Annotated in this window: 15 protein-coding genes; 7 read left to right on the top strand and 8 right to left on the bottom strand. The window is 62.7% G+C overall.

The genetic code is table 11. The annotated features are described in order from the left end of the window. Positions 1-4 precede the first annotated feature (4 nt). From mfd to KF712_20760, 6 genes are all read right to left on the bottom strand, one after another. The gene (gene mfd, locus KF712_20785; protein MBX3743434.1) at positions 5-3181 is read right to left on the bottom strand and encodes a transcription-repair coupling factor; all 3177 of its coding nucleotides are present in this window, start codon (positions 3179-3181) and stop codon (positions 5-7) included. Between the two features lie 79 nt (positions 3182-3260). Next, positions 3261-4139 (bottom strand): hypothetical protein, encoded by an 879-nt coding sequence (locus tag KF712_20780; GenBank protein MBX3743433.1) that lies wholly within the window; start codon positions 4137-4139, stop codon positions 3261-3263. Positions 4140-4163: 24 nt separating this feature from the next. Beyond that, positions 4164-4490 (bottom strand): hypothetical protein, encoded by a 327-nt coding sequence (locus KF712_20775; GenBank protein MBX3743432.1) that lies wholly within the window; start codon positions 4488-4490, stop codon positions 4164-4166. 17 nt (positions 4491-4507) lie between these two features. Beyond that, a complete protein-coding gene (locus KF712_20770) occupies positions 4508-5167 on the bottom strand; it encodes a hypothetical protein (GenBank protein MBX3743431.1) in 660 nt (219 codons plus the stop codon). Between the two features lie 63 nt (positions 5168-5230). Continuing rightward, the gene (locus KF712_20765; protein ID MBX3743430.1) at positions 5231-5509 is read right to left on the bottom strand and encodes a DUF1841 family protein; all 279 of its coding nucleotides are present in this window, start codon (positions 5507-5509) and stop codon (positions 5231-5233) included. Then, the gene (locus tag KF712_20760; protein MBX3743429.1) at positions 5506-6426 is read right to left on the bottom strand and encodes an RluA family pseudouridine synthase; all 921 of its coding nucleotides are present in this window, start codon (positions 6424-6426) and stop codon (positions 5506-5508) included. The genes KF712_20765 and KF712_20760 overlap by 4 nt, the downstream gene beginning before the upstream one ends. 77 nt (positions 6427-6503) lie before the next feature. Here KF712_20760 and KF712_20755 point away from each other — a divergent pair, with 77 nt between their 5' ends. The 7 genes from KF712_20755 to KF712_20725 all read left to right on the top strand — a co-directional run bounded on the left by KF712_20755 (position 6504) and on the right by KF712_20725 (position 16435). Then, positions 6504-8873, top strand: a complete 2370-nt coding sequence (locus KF712_20755; protein MBX3743428.1) for a serine/threonine protein kinase — start codon at positions 6504-6506, stop codon at positions 8871-8873. Positions 8874-8891: 18 nt separating this feature from the next. Then, the gene (locus tag KF712_20750; protein ID MBX3743427.1) at positions 8892-9491 is read left to right on the top strand and encodes a GNAT family N-acetyltransferase; all 600 of its coding nucleotides are present in this window, start codon (positions 8892-8894) and stop codon (positions 9489-9491) included. Between the two features lie 176 nt (positions 9492-9667). Then, complete coding sequence (locus tag KF712_20745) at positions 9668-11542, top strand: site-specific DNA-methyltransferase (GenBank protein MBX3743426.1); 1875 nt, start codon at positions 9668-9670, stop codon at positions 11540-11542. A 76-nt stretch (positions 11543-11618) separates the two neighbouring features. After that, a complete protein-coding gene (locus tag KF712_20740) occupies positions 11619-12032 on the top strand; it encodes a hypothetical protein (protein ID MBX3743425.1) in 414 nt (137 codons plus the stop codon). Positions 12033-12111: 79 nt separating this feature from the next. Further along, positions 12112-14157, top strand: coding sequence for a TonB-dependent receptor plug domain-containing protein (locus KF712_20735; GenBank protein ID MBX3743424.1), 2046 nt, complete (start codon positions 12112-12114; stop codon positions 14155-14157). Between the two features lie 69 nt (positions 14158-14226). Further along, on the top strand, positions 14227-14826 hold the full coding sequence (locus KF712_20730) for a HupE/UreJ family protein (protein MBX3743423.1): 600 nt from the start codon (positions 14227-14229) through the stop codon (positions 14824-14826). Between the two features lie 139 nt (positions 14827-14965). Continuing rightward, positions 14966-16435, top strand: coding sequence for a PLP-dependent transferase (locus KF712_20725; GenBank protein ID MBX3743422.1), 1470 nt, complete (start codon positions 14966-14968; stop codon positions 16433-16435). 5 nt (positions 16436-16440) lie between these two features. On the opposite strand, the gene KF712_20720 is transcribed toward KF712_20725, so the two are convergent. Together KF712_20720 and KF712_20715 are read right to left on the bottom strand one after the other, a co-directional pair. Continuing rightward, positions 16441-16977 (bottom strand): hypothetical protein, encoded by a 537-nt coding sequence (locus KF712_20720; protein ID MBX3743421.1) that lies wholly within the window; start codon positions 16975-16977, stop codon positions 16441-16443. Between the two features lie 15 nt (positions 16978-16992). Further along, a complete protein-coding gene (locus tag KF712_20715; protein ID MBX3743420.1) occupies positions 16993-18240 on the bottom strand; it encodes an acyl--CoA ligase in 1248 nt (415 codons plus the stop codon). Positions 18241-18315: the final 75 nt, after the last annotated feature.

Below are 18315 nucleotides of genomic sequence, written 5' to 3'. Positions count from 1 at the left end.
CGATTTAAAATTTGAGCAACAGGGTGATCGCTTCCGCGAGCTTTCCTTGTGGTGAGGCGGATTGCAAGCGGGGAAAGCGGCGGCCTTCCATGAGAATGTAGTCTCCGTTCCGGTGCAGCATCAGGCGTTGCCCCTGAATTTCAACCGAAGCTATCCCCTCAGCGGCGGCAAGTGCCTTGATTTGTGCAATTTTGATCAGGTTGTCCGCTGGAGCAGGAATCCTGCCGAATTTGTCCCGCCACGACTTTTCCAGATTTTTCACCGCGTTCGGCGTCAATGCTTCCGAGATCTCCCGGAACGCGGCGATGCGGATTTTGGTTTCCTGGAGCCAGTTCGAGGGGAGGAACGCGGGGATGAATGCTTTCGGATCCTCCTTGGCGAAAGCAGCCTCGGAGAACGCGACGAAGTCCGCTTTGAAGGTGGTTTCCGTCTTCGGCGCATCCTGCCTCCCTTTCAGGCGTTCCACGGATTGCTTGAGCAACTGGCAGTAAAGATCGAAGCCGATCTGGGAAATGTGGCCGGATTGCTTGGTCCCCAGCAGGTTCCCCGCGCCACGGATCTCCAGATCCTTCATGGCGATCTTGAAGCCGGAACCCAGCGCCGTGTATTGCTTGATGGCGTGGATGCGTTTGCGGGCATCACCGACGGTCATCATGTCCCGTGGCAGGAGCAGGATGGCGTAGGCCTTTTCCCCGGCACGCCCCACCCGGCCGCGGAGCTGGTAAAGGTCAGCCAGGCCGAAGCGGTCGGCGCGGTCGATGAGGATGGTGTTGGCATTGGGGATGTCGATGCCGGTCTCGATGATGGTGGTGGCCAGCAGCACGTCCGCCTGTCCCTGGACGAAGGTGTGCATCACCACCTCCAGGTCATCCTTGTCCATCTGGCCGTGGCCGATGACGATGCGGGCCTCCGGGACGAGCTGGCGGATTTTCGATGCCATCAGTTCGATGGTCTTCACCCGGTTGTGGAGAAAAAAGACCTGCCCGCCGCGTTTCATCTCCCGCTTGATGGCGTCGCGGATCACGCGCTCGTCATAAGCGCAGACGGTGGTGGAAACGGGGATGCGGTTGGGCGGGGGAGTCTCGATGGTGGACATGTCCCTCGCGCCCATCAGCGCCATGTAGAGCGTCCGCGGGATGGGGGTGGCGGAAAGGGTCAGCACGTCCACCTGGCGGAAGAGTTGCTTGAACTTCTCCTTGTGCGCCACGCCGAAGCGCTGTTCCTCATCGACCACGACGAGGCCCAGATCCTTGAAACGCACATCCCCGGAAACCAGCCGGTGGGTGCCGATGACCATGTCCACCGAACCATCCTCCAGCCCCTTCAGCGTCTCGCGGACTTCGGACGGGGTGCGGAAGCGGTTGAGCAGATCCACCCGCATGGGGTAGTCGGACATCCGCTCGCGGAAGGTCCTCCAATGCTGCTCCGCGAGAACGGTGGTGGGAACGAGGAGGGCCACCTGCTTGCCGCCTGTGATGGCTTTGAACGCCGCCCGGATCGCCACCTCGGTTTTGCCAAAGCCGACGTCACCGCAGATCAGCCGGTCCATCGGACGGGGTGACTCCAGGTCGAGCTTCGTTTCATCGATCGCCCGACGCTGGTCCGCGGTCTCGGTGTAGTGGAAGGACTGCTCGAATTCATACATCCACTTCGAGTCCGGTGGATGGGCGAAGCCCGCTTCATGCTGGCGCTCCGCCTGCACCCGGAGGAGCTGGGCCGCGTAGTCGAGGATGGATTTTTCCGCCGCCTTCCGTGCCGTTTTCCAGGCAGTGCCACCGAGTTTGTTCAGCTCCGGCGTCTTGCCTCCGAGGCCGACGTATTTGCCGACGAGATGGGCCTGCTCCAGCGGCACGGAAAGGAGCGAGCCGTCCTTGTATTCGATGATGAGTTCCTCGCCCTCATCGCCCTGGTGGATGCCTTTGAACCGGCCCACGCCGTATTCATAGTGGACCACAAGATCACCTTCCTCCATCTCGTCCAGCGTTGCCCTGGCACGGGCGGCGCGGGCGCGGTCCAGGGTGGAGCGGCGCGGCCCGCCGGGCGTGCGGTAGCGGCCGAACAGCTCCGATGAGGAAAGGACCGCCAGCTTTGCCACCGGCATGGTGAATCCGGCGAGCAGTTCGCCGCGCACGGGGATCAGGCCCAGGTCCCGCTCCAGATCCTTTCCCGCCAGCTCGGCGAAGCGTTCCTCCTCACCCTTGTTGCCGAAGACCATCGCCACATCCCAGTCGTCGCGCTTCCATTCATTGAGTTGCTTGAAAAAGGCATCCCGCCGCGCTTCCTCCAGCACGAAGTCCCCGGCCTCGAACACTCCCAGCGGACTGCCGTAGCAGGCGAGGGTGAAGTCTTCCTCTCCCTCCAGATCCGCCGCATCCTCGGTGATCCGGACATCCGGCCGCGGGATCTCCGCCTGGAAGGAAATGGTGAGGTCATCCTTCCGGCGATAGTCGGCCACCGTTGCCTCGGATGCCGGTTCGGCGAGCAACAGATCCGCCTCGGTGAGCTTGTTGGTGGACGCCTGGGAATCGAGGTCGAACTCCCGCACGGACTCCAGCTCGGTGTCGAAAAATTCCAGCCGCAGGGGCCTCGCCGCCTGCCATGCGAACAGGTCGATGATGCCGCCGCGCACCGCGAACTGCCCCCGTGCCGTAACGGTCGGGGTGCGCTCGTAGCCATGGTCCGCGAGTTGTCCCGCGAGCACAGCAGGGTCGAGCGTGGTGCCGGGTTGCAGCGGCGTGCGGCTGGCGCGCAGCGCACCGGGTGAAGGGGCCTTTCCGGAGAAAGCATCGCTGCCGCAGATGACCACCGTCTTGTCCGACCGTGCGAGTGTCTCCAGCACCGCGAACCACTCCGCGGCGGACTCCGGATCCGCGATGGTGCCGTCTCCCGTCTCCGTCGGTGGCTCCGGCAGGACCATCGCGCGGATGCCCCATAGCTCCAGTTCCGCGGCGAGGCGTTCGCGGTGCCGGGGAAGATCACACACCAGCCAGTGGCGGTTCTTTTTCAGGTCGCGGGAGGCGAGGATCGTCACCGCCGCAAGGAATGCGTGGGAGGCCTCAGCGGCGTGATCAAGCACAAGTTCGCCATCGCCGGAAGCCAACGGGGCCAGGCGTGGGGTGAATTCCGGCAGTGTGACCACGCGGCGCAGCCATGCCCGCGTGCGCTCGTCCATCTTGGACACGCGGGAGCCATAATGGCGGAAGGGGTGGGATGCAAGGTGGTTTCCCGCCGGGAAAAGACCCGCTATGGAAAACTCATGCTCATCTCACAGGAAGAGGGTTCTTGCTCTGCCACTCCTTGAAAGCTTTCACGCAGCCACTGCAGACAAAGCCCCTTTGGGTATCCCTGCCGACGACGACACAACAGCCGCCGAGCACAAACTCCCGGTAATGGGGAAATTCCTTCGCTTCCACCAAGGGTGGCGGGAAGTAATTCATATCCGGAAGGCCGTAGCTGATCGACAGATCCCGGCGCTCCATCTTCTCATGATGCACCTCACAGACAGTGCGGTCGAAGATCGTTGATCCGTCGCGCTCGACCGTCAGGATTTCCCGCGTCCACATGAAATCCGGTGGCTCGGGCGGGTGTCGCTGCCCCATGAGGGTGATCTTGCCGTTCTCCATTTGTTGCAACCCGCTGATGTAAGGGTATGCCGTCTCCTCAAACGTGAATCGGTAGGATTGATCCGCAGCCAGCAGATTGGCGGGAAGCCGATGGTCATAAAAGGATATTTCAGGATCGGAACCTGCGAGCACGATCCTCGTATAGCCATCCTTGGGCTCCATTGTTGGCCGTGAGTCGACCACCGATATCCTCGCCGGAGGGACCGGGTACACCGCCGTCCTCGATATCCATGGTTTAACCTCGATCCATTCGGTCGCAATCTTCCAATTCGAAAGCAGGAACAGCACAGCCAGGATCCGGATCACAGTATCACCGCGGAAGAGGGAGATCCCGAGGAAGCTGCTGCCGATCAGGGCGGCGGCGATGGAAAGTGCGAACAGTCCGTAATAGTCCTCGCCCATCGGCCGCACGTAGTTGGCGGCCAGCCATGCGATGGCCAGAAAGGGAATGCCGATGAAAACGGGGAGCCATGGATTCCCCATCAATGCGCGGATGGCTCTCTTGATCGGGTTCATCACTGGGTAACGGTTGATCCTCATTCACCGGCGCTTCGCCAGCCAGTCCGCATGGGCGGCATCACATCCCTTGCACACCTTCAGGGCGGCGGTTTTCTCCGGGCCGACCATGCATCCTCCTTCGACACTGCGGGTGCGGTGGGGAAAGAGGCGGGCGGTTTGGTCCGCGGTGGGGTCGCCCTTTCCAGGGGCCGGAGGAAGGCCGTAGGAGATGGCGACCTTCCTGGTTTCCAGAGGCAGATGGTGGATTCCGCACACCTTCGCATCACGCGGTTCCCGGAAAACCGATCCGCTGACAGGGGAACAGGCACCAGCGCACAGCATGGCGATCAGGGAAGGAATGAAAGTCATGCTGCGTCTCATGGCGTTCAGTCGGTGGGTTCCGGATTTGCCTTCCGCCAGGCTTCGTAGGCGGCCCTGCATTCCGGACAGATATACATGGTCTCCGTTTTCTTGCCAGGCATAACGATGCAACCGCCCAGAACGTAGTCACGGCGATGGGGGAACAGCTCCTTTTCCTGTTCCAGCGTCGGCAGGCCCCGCTGGACGCGGATGAGGCCATAGGTGATGGGGACCTCCCTCCGCTCCATGCGGCACTTGTGGAGTTCGCACACCTCCATGTCGAACAGCGCCACATCCCCATCCACCACACGGATGAGGACCGGCGTCCAGAAGTAGTCCGGCACCTTGTCCTCCTCCTTCGCGCCTTCATCCCGGATCCTCACCATGGGCGGGAATGGCCGTTCCTCGACGGTGAAAGTATAGGTCTTTCCCGCCTCCAGCACGAAGGGGAAGGGGGACAGGCGGCGGCCCGTATCATGCGACGCGTAGAAGAACTGGAAGCTCTGCTTCCCATCCGAAATGAACAGGCGCTCACCACCATCCTGCGCCGAGGTCTCGATGCGGGCGGGCACGGTGAACGTATGGCTGCGGATGGCGGGCAGGCCGGATGCGTCCTCCGCGGCGATGGCGGATCCGCTTGCCAACAGCGAGGCGATGGACAGCCCGAGGAAATGCCGGCGTTTCATATTGGGTGGAAACGCGGCATGGGCGGATTTCTTGGGGGCATGATATAGGCCCCGCCAGCCGGGTCATTCCTCCTCGCCCTCTTCTTCGTCGTCCTCTTCCTCGTCCGCGAATGGCAGTTCCTCCAGCGCGGCGCGGTAGGCCTTTTCATCGAAGGGTTTCTTCGTCCGCATCACCTCGTCCATCTGCTCGCCCAGACAGATGGCGATCTGCGTCTTCGCATCGGCTTCCCCGATCTCCAGCTTCACCAGCCGGTCGAGGGTCTTGCGGACATAGGGGGTCTGCGGGGAAACGAGCTGCTGCTCGACGGCGATGAGTAGATCGGGAAGGAGGTCGTTGTTCATGGGAGCGGAGCTTTGGAGGTCCAGGGTTCGAACTCCGCCGGGATGGGGGACTCGAACTTCAGCGGCTGGCCGGTGATGGGATGGTTGAAAGCGAGGCGCCAGGCGTGCAGCATCAGCCGCCCGGCATGGGTGGCGTTCTTGTTGGACTTCCCGTAAATGGGATCGCCGACGAGCGGTGCGCCCTTGTGGTGCATGTGGACGCGGATCTGGTGGGTGCGGCCGGTGTGCAGGTGGCACAGCACCAGCGCGGTCACGGTGGCGGCATCCGTGGCCAGCACCTCGTAGTCGGTGATGGCGGTCTTTCCTCCGGGCGGGTTCACAACCGCCATCTTCTGGCGGTTCACCGGATGCCGGCCGATGTGGGTGAAGACGGTGTCCTTTACTGGCTTCGGCACGCCATCCGTCACCGCCAGGTAGATTTTCTCCATGGTGCTGCGCTCGGAGAACTGGGTGACCAGGGATTGGTGGGCCGGGTCGGACTTCGCCACCACCAAACAGCCGGAGGTGTCCTTGTCCAGCCGGTGGACGATGCCCGGCCGCTCGACGCCGCCGATGCCGGAGAGCTTCCCCTTGCAGTGGTGGAGGAGTGCGTTCACCAGCGTGCCGTCCGGATTTCCCGGGGCGGGGTGGACCACCATGCCGGACGCCTTGTTCAACACCAGCAGGTCGTCATCCTCATACATCACATCCAGCGGGATGTCCTGTGGCTGCGCCTTGTCCGGCACGGCTTCCGGCAGGGCCACGGAGATGCGGTCGCCGGCCTTCACGCCGTCACGTGGTTTCGCCGGGTTGCCGTTCACAAGGATGAACTGGTCGCGGATGAGCGTCTGGATGCGCGAGCGCGAGAGGTCCGCGAGCTGCGACGCCAAAAAGGCGTCCAGCCGCTCCCCGGAGTTCGTTTCGACCTGGATTTCCACTGGCGGGAGTCTTTCCGGGAAAAAACTTCGGACAAGTTTCAAGTTTCCAGCGGCGGGGCACGTAGATAGAAACGCTCATGCCGGAACCGGAGCAGACCATCACCAACTGCGGGACATGCGGAAACGCGATGAACGTCACCGCGGTGGCTCCCTTTTCCAACGTGGAATGCCCCACCTGCGGGGCGAAGGAGCGGGTGAAGACGGAGTTCGGCCACTACACGCTCACCCGGCGGCTGGCGGAGGGGGGGATGAGCCTCGTTTTCGTGGCGATGGACAACACCCTGGGCCGCGAGGTGGCGCTGAAGATCCTCAACGAAGCCTACTCCGCCGATGAAAAACGCATCGCCGCGTTCGAGGAGGAGGCCCGCATTACCGCCTCCTTCAGCCACCCGCACGTCGTCCGGGTATTCACCACCGGCAGGGCGTTCGACCGCTTTTACATCGCGATGGAACTCGTCCCCGGCGGCCATTTCGAGCATCAGATCCGGGAGCGGGGGAAGATCCCGGAGGCGGAGATCCTGCCCTTCGCCGTGCAGGTCGCGGAGGGTCTGGAGGCCGCCCGCTCCGCAGGGCTGATCCACCGTGACATCAAGCCTGGCAACATCCTGCTGGATGCCCAGGGCAGCGCGAAGATCGTGGACTTCGGCCTCGCCCTGCTGACAAAGGACGGCAGCGCCACCGCCCAGGAAATCTGGGCCACGCCCTACTATGTGCCGCCGGAGACCATCGAGGGCCATCCGGAGGACTTCCGCTCCGACCTTTATGCCTTCGGCGCGACCCTTTACCACGCCCTCGCCGGGAAACCGCCGTGCGATGAGGAGACGATGGCAACGGACAAGCTCCGCGAGGCGAAGAAGCACATAAGGCCGCTGAGAACCGCCGCCGCGGATGTGACGGATGATACCTGCGCCATCGTGGACAAGGCCATGGCCTATGCCCGTGAGGCGCGGTTTTCCTCCTATGAGGAGATGATCTCCCAACTGAAGGTGGCCCAGTCCCGGCTGAAGAAAGGGAAATCACGCACCGGGGAGACCCGCGCCGCCGCCCGGAAAAAGGAATGGATTGCCATCGGTGCGGCTGCCGCCGTGGTGCTGGCTGCCGTGGTGGCTGGAGTGGTGTGGGTGCTGCGGGAGGAACCGGCGAAGAAGGAGGAGGAAACCCTCATCGCCTCCCAGGAGATCACCGAGGGGAATGGGGGCAACGCCGCCATCGGCCAGCTCTACCGCGAGGCCCGGCAGGCGATGGAAGAAGGCAAATATCCGGAAGCCTCCCAAATTTTCGTCGCCCTGAGGGACGACGATGACGTCCAGGAACCCACCCGGAGCTGGGCGGGGGTTGAGGCCGCCGTGGCAACCTTCCTGGATGGCAGGAACGACGCGGCCCGGAAAGAGGCGCGACTGGCGGCGGCGCACATCCGCAAAACGGAACTCGCCGAACAGCGCTCCGGGGACCGTTTGGTGCGGACGCTCGCCAAGCTTGACGCGATCGAACCGATGGAGCCGTTCGCGCCTGCCGAGCACGACGCCGCCTGGGCGCTGACGATGATCCTCGGCGGATTGAAAAACTGGGAGCAGGGGCTTTCGGATTCCGCGGCGAAGGATTTCTTCGAACCGCTCGCGGAAGCCCGCTTCAAGCCGAAGGACCAGTGGGTGCAGATCTACCAGAAGATCTCGAAGGACTATCTGGAGGACCATCGGCTACTCTCCGACAAGGTTTTCGCTTCCATTCCGGCTGAGAAACCCGCCTGCCTGGCGGCCATCAGCATCTGTGAGAAACTCCTGCCCGCGGTGAAAACCCAAGGGCGCACCCGGTTCAACATCCGCGCCTTCCAGCTCGACCTGCGGAGGCAGATCGCCCTGCTGGAGGCGGCTCCCGCGAAGGCGCCGGTGGTGGCCGAAGCTGCCCCTGCGGTGCCCGATTCTCCGGATGATCCGATGGTGAAGTTTCAGGAACTCACCAAAGCATGCCGCTTCCGGGAGACGGCGGACTTCCTCAAGTCACTCACCGCCGATCCACCCGGGGCGAAACGTGATTCCTTGTTGGAAATCAACCGACTTGCGATTGATTTTCTGGATTTCCTGGAACAGGAGATCAGTGGCAGTTTCCAGCCGGTCCAGCTCCGGCTGCGCACCGGCGAGGCCATCGACCAGGTGAAAATCACCGCTCCCGGGCAGCTCTCCGGCATCGCTCCGGGCGGGCAGGCGGGCCAGTTCGGGTGGGGGGACATCGACCCCGGATCCGCCGTCCAGTTCTACCGCACCACCTACTCACGTAGCCGCGCCGCGGAGACGGAAAAGCTGCAGCCCCGACATGAAACGGCCATCGCCTATGACTGGCTGGTGGGGGACCGGGCACGGGCCACTGCCGCCGCCGACCGGCTCTCGCTGGACAATGCGACGTTCAAGGCGAGGTGGGAAACTCTGCTGGCTGGCCTGCCGAAAGGGTGATTCGGATTGTCACAAGTAATGATTGAGGTCTTCAGTGCCGTGGGGGAATCGCTCCAGCCGTATCTGGCGGATGCGGCCCGGCTCAGGATCGCCGTTTTCCGCGAATATCCTTACCTCTACGAAGGCACGGAAGAGTATGAGCGCGGCTATTTGGCCACCTATGGAGAGTCCGCAAATGCCGTGATCGTCTTGGCGGTCCGTGACGGCCGCGCCGTCGGCATCTCCACGGGCCTGCCGCTGTCCGAAGCCGACGAAGCGTTCCAGAAGCCGTTTCTGGATGCAGGCTGGGACATCTCGACGGTGTTTTACTTCGGAGAATCCGTCCTGGCGAAGGAGGAACGCGGCCAAGGCATCGGGCACCGGTTTTTCGATGAGCGGGAAAAGCACGCCGCCAGCCTCGGCTACGCGGTCACCGCATTCTGTGCGGTCGTGCGCCCGGACGATCATCGATTGAAGCCAGCGGACTACCGGACCAACGAAGCCTTCTGGAACAAGCGGGGTTACCGACAGATTCCGGAACTGCAGGCGGAGATGGAGTGGCAGCAAGTGGACTCCGGGGAGCTGGAAGTCCGGAACCGGTTGGTTTTCTGGATTAAGGGTGGGAATCCGGCCTCCTGAGGTCGCCAATAGTTACTTGTTACAATGTATGTAATGCGGAATTCAATCCATCGGATTGCTGTAAGCCCGTCATTGGACCCACACCCCTGGCAGTTCCGATGACGCAAAAACGGAAGCTTTGTCCCTGCCATCGGCATGTGTAGAAAGCCGTGCCCGGCACGACCTCCTCCGCCCGCATGGATCGCCTCGACCTCCAGACTCCTGACCTCACTGCCCGGAATGTGGACCGGATCGCGAGGCTGTTTCCGAACTGCGTGACGGAAACCACGGACGCCGATGGAAAGACGGTTCGCGCCATCGACTTTGATCTGCTGCGGCAGGAGCTTTCGCCGGACTTGGTGGACGGCCCGCAGGAACGCTACCGGCTCGATTGGCCGGGAAAACGGGCTGCGCTCGCCCTGGCGAACTCCCCCATCGACAAGACCCTCCGCCCCGCCAGGCAGGAGTCGGTGGATTTCGACACCACCGGCAACCTCTACATCGAGGGCGACAACCTCGACGCGCTGAAGCTGCTCCTGGAGAGCTACCACGGCAAGATCAGGGTGATCTACACCGACCCTCCCTACAACACGGGCAACGACTTCATTTATGACGATGATTTCTCCATGAGCCGGGAAGAATATGCCCGCGGCTCCGGTGAAGTGGATGAGGAGGGCGACGCTCTGTCCGCGACGAATGGCCGCACTCACTCCGGATGGCTGTCCATGATGTATCCCCGGCTGAAGCTGGCGAGGAACCTGCTGGCGGATGATGGCGTGATTTTCATCAGCATCGGTGACGATGAGATCGCCAACCTGAAGAAGCTGTGCAACGAGATCTTCGGCAGCGACAACTTCATCTCCCAGGTCACGAGGATCGCGAAACGGACCTCCGACAAGGGGACCCACTTCCGCCCGACGAAGGACTACATCCTCGCCTATGCGAAGAGCATCCGGGACCTGCCGGAGTTCGGCGTCAGGAAGGTCCGGGACATCGGCGATTACACCCGGTCCGAGAAGAACGGCCGGAGATACAAAAAGAGCGGGGCGTCCCTGTTCCAGCCGTCGCTGGATTCCCGCCCGAACCAGCGGTATTACATCGAGGCACCGGACGGCAGCCTGATCATTCCTCCGGGCAATGTCTTCCCTGAGGAGCGCAAGGACGGCAGCAAAGTCAGACCCCTCTCCAACGCGGACAAGGTGTGGCGGTGGTCGGTGGACACCTATCTGCGGCAGAGGCATCTGCTGATCTTCACGCCGGCATCATCGAGAAACCCGCTGCTGGATGAGCATGGCAGGCAGTCGAAGTGGAACATCTACCCGAAGGTCTATTTCGACGAGGACGCCGAAGCGACGCTGCATCCGGAGGATGTCATCTACGACTACCCGAACTCCCGGGGGACGAAGGAGCTCAAGGCGCTTGGCATCCCCTTCCCCTTCTGCAAACCCACGGAACTGGTCGCCTTCCTGTTGCGGCTGATCGACGGCCGGGATGCCATCGTGCTCGATTTCTTCTCCGGATCCGCTACCACCGCCCACGCGGTCATGAAACTCAATGCGGAGGATGGTGGCAACCGCCGCCACATCATGGTCCAGCTTGCGGAGCCGTGCGATGACAGGAGCGACGCGCGGAAGGCCGGCTACACGACCATCGCGGAGATCGGCAAGGAGCGCCTCCGCCGTGCCGGAAAGAAGGTTCTGGAGGAATGGAGATCAAGGCTCCCTCCGGGAGAAACCCCGCCGGACATCGGCTTCCGCGTTCTGAAAGTCGGGAGCGACAGCCGCACGGATGAGGATCTGCTGTTCCAGGTGATGCTGGGCTGCGGTGTGGACCTGGGTCTGCCCATCCGGGAGGAAACACTCGCCGGGAAGAAGGTCTTCTTCGTCGCGGAGAACGCCTTGGCCGCTTGCTTCGCCACCGGGGTGGATGATGCCCTCATCCGGGAACTGGCGGAACGTCAGCCGGTCCGCGTGGTTTTCCGCGACAGCGGGTTTTCCACTGATGTGGCGAAGATCAACGCCGCCCGGCTTTTCAGGGATCTTAGTCCGGACACCGCGTTGAAAACGCTGTGAGGGAGAGAGTGGATTTCCCTATCGGGAAGCGTGATTGAAATTGCCCGCCGCTGTTAGAGCTGCCAGCATCCGTGCCGTGTTCAGGATCCCATGCCTCAGGAAGGCGAAATGGCTCTATGCGCTGGCATTGTTCCAGCTCATGGCGGGGCCGTTGATCATCCTGCAGGTGAGCCTCCTGTGCAAACTCACGGTGCGTGAGATCCCGCAGGAAGGCATCGGCCCGGCTTTCACGAAGGCATGGCGCAGCGGGGAATTCCAAGCCGCCCTCGCAGCCGGAAAGCCGATGGCATCCAAAAGCGAAAAGGCCCCCTCCCCGTCCAAGGAACCCGTCAAGGATTCCGGGAAGGTGAAGATGCCCGCGACCGACTGGCGCATGGGTCGCACGCTGCCGCCGCCGTCCATCGGACTGGCCGCCTGTTCCGACTGGTGCCGCAGGTGGACGCCGGTATGGCCGCAGGCTCCGCCGGGGCCGCCGCCGAGGATTGGATGAACAACGACCCACCCCGCGCCGGGACGGACATGATCCGTTCCGCGTGGTCCCGTTTGTTTGTCTCCAATCCTCCTCCAATATGAAATTTTCCCGTTTTTCCCCATTCTACCTTTTCGTCCTCTCACTCGGCGCGAACGCCCAATCCACCAATACCTCCCAAGAGCTGCCCACCGTGGAGGTGGTCGGCAAGGCGGAGCACCTCATCGGCAAGGCACGGACCTCCTCACAGGGCCAGACCAGCGCCAAGGAACTCGCCGAGCGCCCGTTCCTCCGGCGCGGTGAACTGCTGGAATCCGTTCCCGGCGTCATCATCACGCAACACTCCGGCGACGGTAAGGCGAACCAGTATTTCGTCCGCGGCTTCAACCTCGACCACGGCACCGACTTCTCGATCTTCATGGACGGGCAGCCGGTGAATTTCATCACCCACGCCCACGGCCAGGGCTACGCCGACCTGAACCCGATCATCCCGGAACTGGTCGAATCCATCGACTACTGGAAAGGTCCGTTCTTCGCGGAGCTGGGCGACCTGAGCACCGCCGGAGCGGCCAAGTTCCGTTTCTTCGACATGCTGCCATCCGGGATCGCCAGCTTCACCATCGGCGAGGACAATTTCTACCGTGGCCTGGTCGCCGACACCATCGACCTCTCCTCCGGAGATGGCGGCCTGTCCGTCCGATCCGGCCTCACCTACGCGCTGGAGTACAACTACTATGACGGACCGTGGACGATGAAGTCCGACTCCGAGCGGGCGAACGGATTCCTCAAGTATTTCCACGAAGCGGGGCAGGACAAGTTCAGCCTCACCGCCATGGCCTACACCGGTGACTGGAACTCCACCGACCAGATCCCGAAGCGTGCGATCGACGACGGAACGCTCAGCCGCTTCGGTAACATCGACCCCACCCTGGGCGGGAACTCGAACCGCTACAGCCTGATGGCCGCGTGGGACCGTGAGCACACCAACGGCCGCACCCATGTGAACGCCTACGCCGGCTACTACGACCTCGATCTGTTCTCGAACTTCACCTACGTCCTCGGCGGCGGCGACCAGTTCGAGCAGAAGGACGAGCGCTGGTTCGTGGGCGGCGAGGTCCGCCGGGAGTGGGACTTCGCGGAAAAGAACCGCCTCATCGTGGGCGTGCAGACCCGCAATGATTTCCTCAACGACATCGGCCTCTACAACACCACCGACCGCGCGCGGACCGGCACCATCCGGCAGGATGACGTGACGGTGAACACGGTGGGCATCTTCAGCTCGCTCGACTTCCATGTGAATCCATGGTTCCGCGTGCAGCCGGGCATCCGGGCGGACTTTTTCCACTTCGACGTGGACAGCGACAACCCCGTGAACTCCGGCAGTGACAATGACGCCATCATCTCGCCGAAGCTGAACCTCGTCTTCGGGCCATGGAATGAAACCGAGCTTTATGTGAGCGGCGGCTACGGCTTCCACAGCAATGATGCCCGCGGCGTGAACCTCGGCGTGGACGGTGTGGATCCGCTGGTGCGCACCTACGGCGGGGAGATCGGCGTGCGGACGGAGGCCTTGGAGAACGTGGTCAGCACGCTTTCCTTCTTCTACCTCCACAGTGACTCCGAACTGCTGTATGTCGGGGATGCTGGTACATCGGAGGCCGGCCCCGCCACCGAGCGGTATGGCGTGGAGTGGGCCACCTACTGGCGTCCGACGGAGTGGCTGATGGTTGACAACGAAGTGACGCTCTCCGAAGGGAAGCTCAAGGGCGTGGGCGGCGATGACAAGATCCCGGGAGCCGTTCCGTTTGTCTGGAGCGCGGGCATCACGATCGGCAAGCAGGAAGGCTTCTTCGGCACCCTGCGGTCGCGCTATTTCAGCCCGCGGCCTCTCATCGAGGACGGCAGCGAGGAATCCCGCGCCAGCCTCCAGGTGAACACCCGCATCGGCTACCGGAAGAACGATTGGGAAGTCTCCCTGGACTGCCTGAACCTGCTCGACCGGAAGGACAACGACATCGAGTATTTCTACGAATCCCTGATGCCCGGGGAGGCGGCGGGCACCGGACCGACTGGCGGCCATGAGGACATCCACCTCCACCCTTCGGAACCAAGGACCTTCCGCGTGACCTTCACGAAGAGGTTCTGACCATGGGTGTCCGCCGGGGGGAAATCCTTCTTTCCTCCGGGGCCGGATCTTCCAGTATCCCGCACGTCAATGATGCGTGTCCTCATCGGGTCGATCATCGCGCTGGCCGCCGCCGGCGCGGTGATCCCGACGTATTTCCTGAGCGGGTTCACCCATGTCCTGCCGGACGGGCTGGACCACGTGCTGTTCATCCTGGGGCTGTTTTTCCTGAGCCGTAGCTTTCCGCTGCTTTTGCTCCAGATGACGTTGTTCACGGTGGCGCACTCGCTGACGCTGGGACTGTCCCTTTACGGAGTGATCGCCCTGCCGGTGGAGTGGATCGAGGTGGCCATCGCGCTCAGCATCACCTTCGTGGCGGTGGAAAACCTTTACGCCGGGAACCGCCTGCGGGCCTGGCGGCCGTGGGTCGTGTTTGTTTCCGGGCTGGTCCATGGGATGGGGTTCGCCCACTCGTTCGCGGCGACGCCGATCCCCCGTGAGGACTTCCTGCCCGCGTTGTTCAGCTTCAACCTGGGCGTGGAGTTCGGCCAACTGGCGGTGCTGGGCCTCGCCTATGCGGCGGTCGCCCTGATCTGGAACCGCGCCTGGTACCGCAGTGCGGTGGAAAGGCCCGCTTGTGTGCTGATGGCACTGGCCGGGCTGGGCATGGCGGCCCTGCGTCTGGGGTGAAATAACGCCGTTGAAACCGGCGGATTCTTCCGCTTTTCGACAATGCAATTTCATTACAATCAACTTTTCCGGAAACTTTCGCCCCTTCGCTCAGATGCGGCTTGCCCTCCGCCCGAGGTCCGGGCATGCAGTTCCTGCGATGCGTGACCTGATTGCGGACCCTGCGTGGCAAGAAGAGGATCTGGGGGCACCGCTCCCAGATTCCCTGCACGCGTGCTCGGTATGTCTCCCTACCTGGGATGCCATTGTGGGCTATGAGGAAGGACGTGAAAAAGTCACGCGCCGGATGCGCACGGGCTATCCACGGTTTTTCCGCCATCCACTTGTGGAGCGCCTGTTCACCACCGCGAAAAGCGAGGTCGCCGGGGAAAATGAGGAAGTCATCGTGCTGCCTACCCGCGGTGCCGTCCAGCGCGCCCACCGGTGGGTGGAGCGCCAGTCATCGACCGCCGTCCGGATCGCCAGCTTCCATGGCCTCCAGGTGCTGGTGGTGCCCGCGAAGGCCAAGGCCGACGCACAATACTACTGGAGGTTCTCCGGCGAGGTCGTGAGCAGCCGCCAGGCGGAGGATTTCCTGGAAGGCAAGCTGCGCGAAGGATCGAAGTCCCATCTCGTCGCACGCTCTGTCGCCAAATATCTCAATATCCCTGCGGAGGATGTCTTCATTTTCACCAGCGGCATGTCCGCCGTCACCGCGGTCCAGCGCGCTCTCCCGGGCATGCTGGAGGGCAAGAAAACCCTGCAGATCGAGTTCCCCTATGTGGACTCCCTCAAAATCCAGGAACTCTTCGGCCATGGCGTTGTCTATCTGAACGAAGCCGTCGGCGAATCCTTCGACGAAGCTCTCCAGCGCATCCGCCAAGGCGAATTCGCCGGAGTCTTCACGGAGGTCCCCAGCAACCCTCTCCTCCGCACCATCGACCTCAAGCGTGTCGCGGAGGCATGTGCGGAGGGCAACACTCCTCTGGTGGTGGATGACTCCGCCGCCGGTCCGCTGAACGTGGACGCACTGAAATACGCGGATGTGGTGACCGGCAGCCTCACGAAATGGGTGTCCGGTGCGGGCGATGTCATGGCTGGCATGGCAGGGGTGCGCGACAGATCCCCATTCGCAAAACAGTTCCGCCAATCCCTCGCGGAAGACTCCACGGAAAACGCACCGCTTTACATCGGAGATGCGGAGGTCCTCCTTTCCAACATGAAGGGCTACACGGCCCGGATGAAGATCATCAACGAAAACGGCCTGGCGCTCGCCAAGTGGCTTGCGGCCCATCCCGCCGTCGCCGAGGTGTGGCACCCGTCGCTGGTCAATACGGAGCACTACCAGGACGTCATGCGTCCCGGCGGAGGCTTCGGCGGATTGCTTTCCTTCGTCTTGAAGTCGCAGAAAAAAACCCCGAAGGTCTATGACTCCCTGCGCTTCAGCAAGGGTCCCAGCTTCGGCACCTCGTTCACACTCGTCTGCCCCTACACCATGCTCGCGCACTACACCGAGCTTGAATGGGCGGAAGGATGCGGTGTGTCGGCGAACTTGCTGCGGGTATCCGTCGGGCAGGAATCGCTGGAGCACATCATCTCCGTGTTCGAGGAAGCGCTGTCACACGCCTGACCCGGTCAGAAGAGGCCGAAACCTTCCATGCCGTCCTCATCCGGCGGGCCGTCGAAGTGATCGGCGATGAATCGCCGCCACACCTCCCTGCTCTCCGGGGACACCCCTGCCATGATCCTGCCGACACATCCGTTGCAGACCAGCAGCGGCAGCGGCCCCGTGACCAGATTCCCACCGGCATCGAAAAGCGATGAGATGGAGAAGCCCTCACACTCCCCCCGCCCTTTCCGGCAGGAGATGCAGGCCTCCAGGCGTTCCGCGTCATCATGCATCAGCATGAATTCCTTCTGCCGTTCCTCCCAATCGACCTCCTTTTCGAGGAAGTTGCGGACGGACTCCTTCGACTCCTCGGAAAACTCCGCCGACATCACATCGCGGCACGGCTGGCAGATCGCGTATTCCAGCACGCATTCCTCCCGGTGGTAGTCCTTGTTGACCAGCCATGGCGCGGCGATCTCCCTGAGTGGCAGCCGACAGCGGACGCAGTGGGTGAAAGGCCCGCCGGATTCCTCACATCTCAACCACTGACTGATGCTCCGCATGATTCCCGTTGTCCGTCAGAGTTCCTTCGCCACCCATTTCGCCTTCAGCGCGGCGGCGTCCAGTTGCCAGAGTTCCGGCGCATCATACCAGTGGCGGGGCAGCTCCCACAACTCCAGACGGCTGGAGGTCGCGTGCTTCAGCGCCTCGACCGTAACACCCGGCCCGGCGTCATAGAGTGCGAGTATTTCCTCGAACCGGTCCGGGTCCGGACTGGGCACGCCGAAGACCCGGACGCGGCGGAGAAGCCCCGTCGCCATGAGCGCGGCCTCCACCTTGGAAGGGCTGATCTTCCTGCCGGAGACATTGATCGCTCCACCCGTGCTGCAGGAGAGATGGAGGATGGACTCCCCGTCCAGAAAGGCGATGTCCCGCGTCAGATACCGGCCGTCCTTCAGCTGGTCATCGTCGCGCCCCTCGTCATAGCCGGTGCCGACCGCATCACTTTCCACCAACAGACGCCCCATCGCACCGATGGAGACGGACACACCGGGCAAGGGCGTCCCGACCATGTCCGGTTGGTCCCGGGGCGTGGTCGTCGCATCAAAGGAAATGCCGCCACATTCACTGGCTCCGTAGAAATTGTGGATCTTCAGCCCAGCGGCTTCGAAGATCTCCCGCTCCAGCAGGAGCGACAGCGGCGCTCCCGCGGATACCGCCAGCTTCACCGGCAGGGATGGCAGAATGCCCGCCCGGTGCCAAGCCCGCCAGATCGACGGCACCGCCGGGATGGTGACCGATTCCTGCTCGCGGCAGATTTCCTCCACCACCCGTGGAAATGGCACCGCCGCGAGACAGACAGGAACGCCGTGCAGGATCATCTGCATCACCACGTTCGAAAAGCCATAGGAGTGGGCCAGCGAGATGACCGCCAGGTTCGGCACCTGCGGGGAAAGCCCCATCGCATGGAACAACCGGTCCCCGTCGGCGATCACCTGCCGGTCCCTGAAGAAGATCGCCCGTGGCACCCCGCTGGACCCGGGTGTGTATTTCACCAGACAGGTTCCCTCCGGTGGGTCGCATTTCAGGACCGGCTCCGGCGCATCCTTTTCGATGGGGATGACTGCCACCCCATCACGCCACGCGCGGAGGATGGTCACGAAAAATCCAGCATCCCCTGTCCTGGCAACCAACGTGCATTCCGCCACGGGTGCCTGCTCCACCCTCTCCGCCAGCTCCGAGAAGGAAACGACTCGCCCGCTGTCGAAAACAGCAGGTCGGGCGGCATGCCGCCTTGAGGTTTCCAGCCAACGGAGATAGAGCATTTGACAAGGTGCGCGGCAGTCCGTAGCTAGCGCGGACCCTGTCTGACGAGCCTTAACTTCCCCAGAAATTTCCCG

Source organism: Akkermansiaceae bacterium (genome assembly GCA_019634595.1).
Classification (GTDB): domain Bacteria; phylum Verrucomicrobiota; class Verrucomicrobiia; order Verrucomicrobiales; family Akkermansiaceae; genus Luteolibacter.
Note: the sequence above shows the minus strand (reverse complement) of the source record. Positions and strands in the feature narration are given on the sequence as shown.

Coding starts and splice junctions, on each gene's coding strand:
- KF712_20735 (MBX3743424.1), top strand. CDS start 12,112: ATGAAATTTTCCCGTTTTTCCCCATTCTACCTTTTCGTCCTCTCACTC.
- KF712_20780 (MBX3743433.1), bottom strand. CDS start 4,139: ATGAACCCGATCAAGAGAGCCATCCGCGCATTGATGGGGAATCCATGG.
- KF712_20755 (MBX3743428.1), top strand. CDS start 6,504: ATGCCGGAACCGGAGCAGACCATCACCAACTGCGGGACATGCGGAAAC.
- KF712_20775 (MBX3743432.1), bottom strand. CDS start 4,490: ATGACTTTCATTCCTTCCCTGATCGCCATGCTGTGCGCTGGTGCCTGT.
- KF712_20750 (MBX3743427.1), top strand. CDS start 8,892: ATGATTGAGGTCTTCAGTGCCGTGGGGGAATCGCTCCAGCCGTATCTG.
- KF712_20765 (MBX3743430.1), bottom strand. CDS start 5,509: ATGAACAACGACCTCCTTCCCGATCTACTCATCGCCGTCGAGCAGCAG.
- KF712_20725 (MBX3743422.1), top strand. CDS start 14,966: ATGCGTGACCTGATTGCGGACCCTGCGTGGCAAGAAGAGGATCTGGGG.
- KF712_20715 (MBX3743420.1), bottom strand. CDS start 18,240: ATGCTCTATCTCCGTTGGCTGGAAACCTCAAGGCGGCATGCCGCCCGA.
- KF712_20770 (MBX3743431.1), bottom strand. CDS start 5,167: ATGAAACGCCGGCATTTCCTCGGGCTGTCCATCGCCTCGCTGTTGGCA.
- KF712_20745 (MBX3743426.1), top strand. CDS start 9,668: ATGGATCGCCTCGACCTCCAGACTCCTGACCTCACTGCCCGGAATGTG.
- KF712_20730 (MBX3743423.1), top strand. CDS start 14,227: ATGATGCGTGTCCTCATCGGGTCGATCATCGCGCTGGCCGCCGCCGGC.
- KF712_20720 (MBX3743421.1), bottom strand. CDS start 16,977: ATGCGGAGCATCAGTCAGTGGTTGAGATGTGAGGAATCCGGCGGGCCT.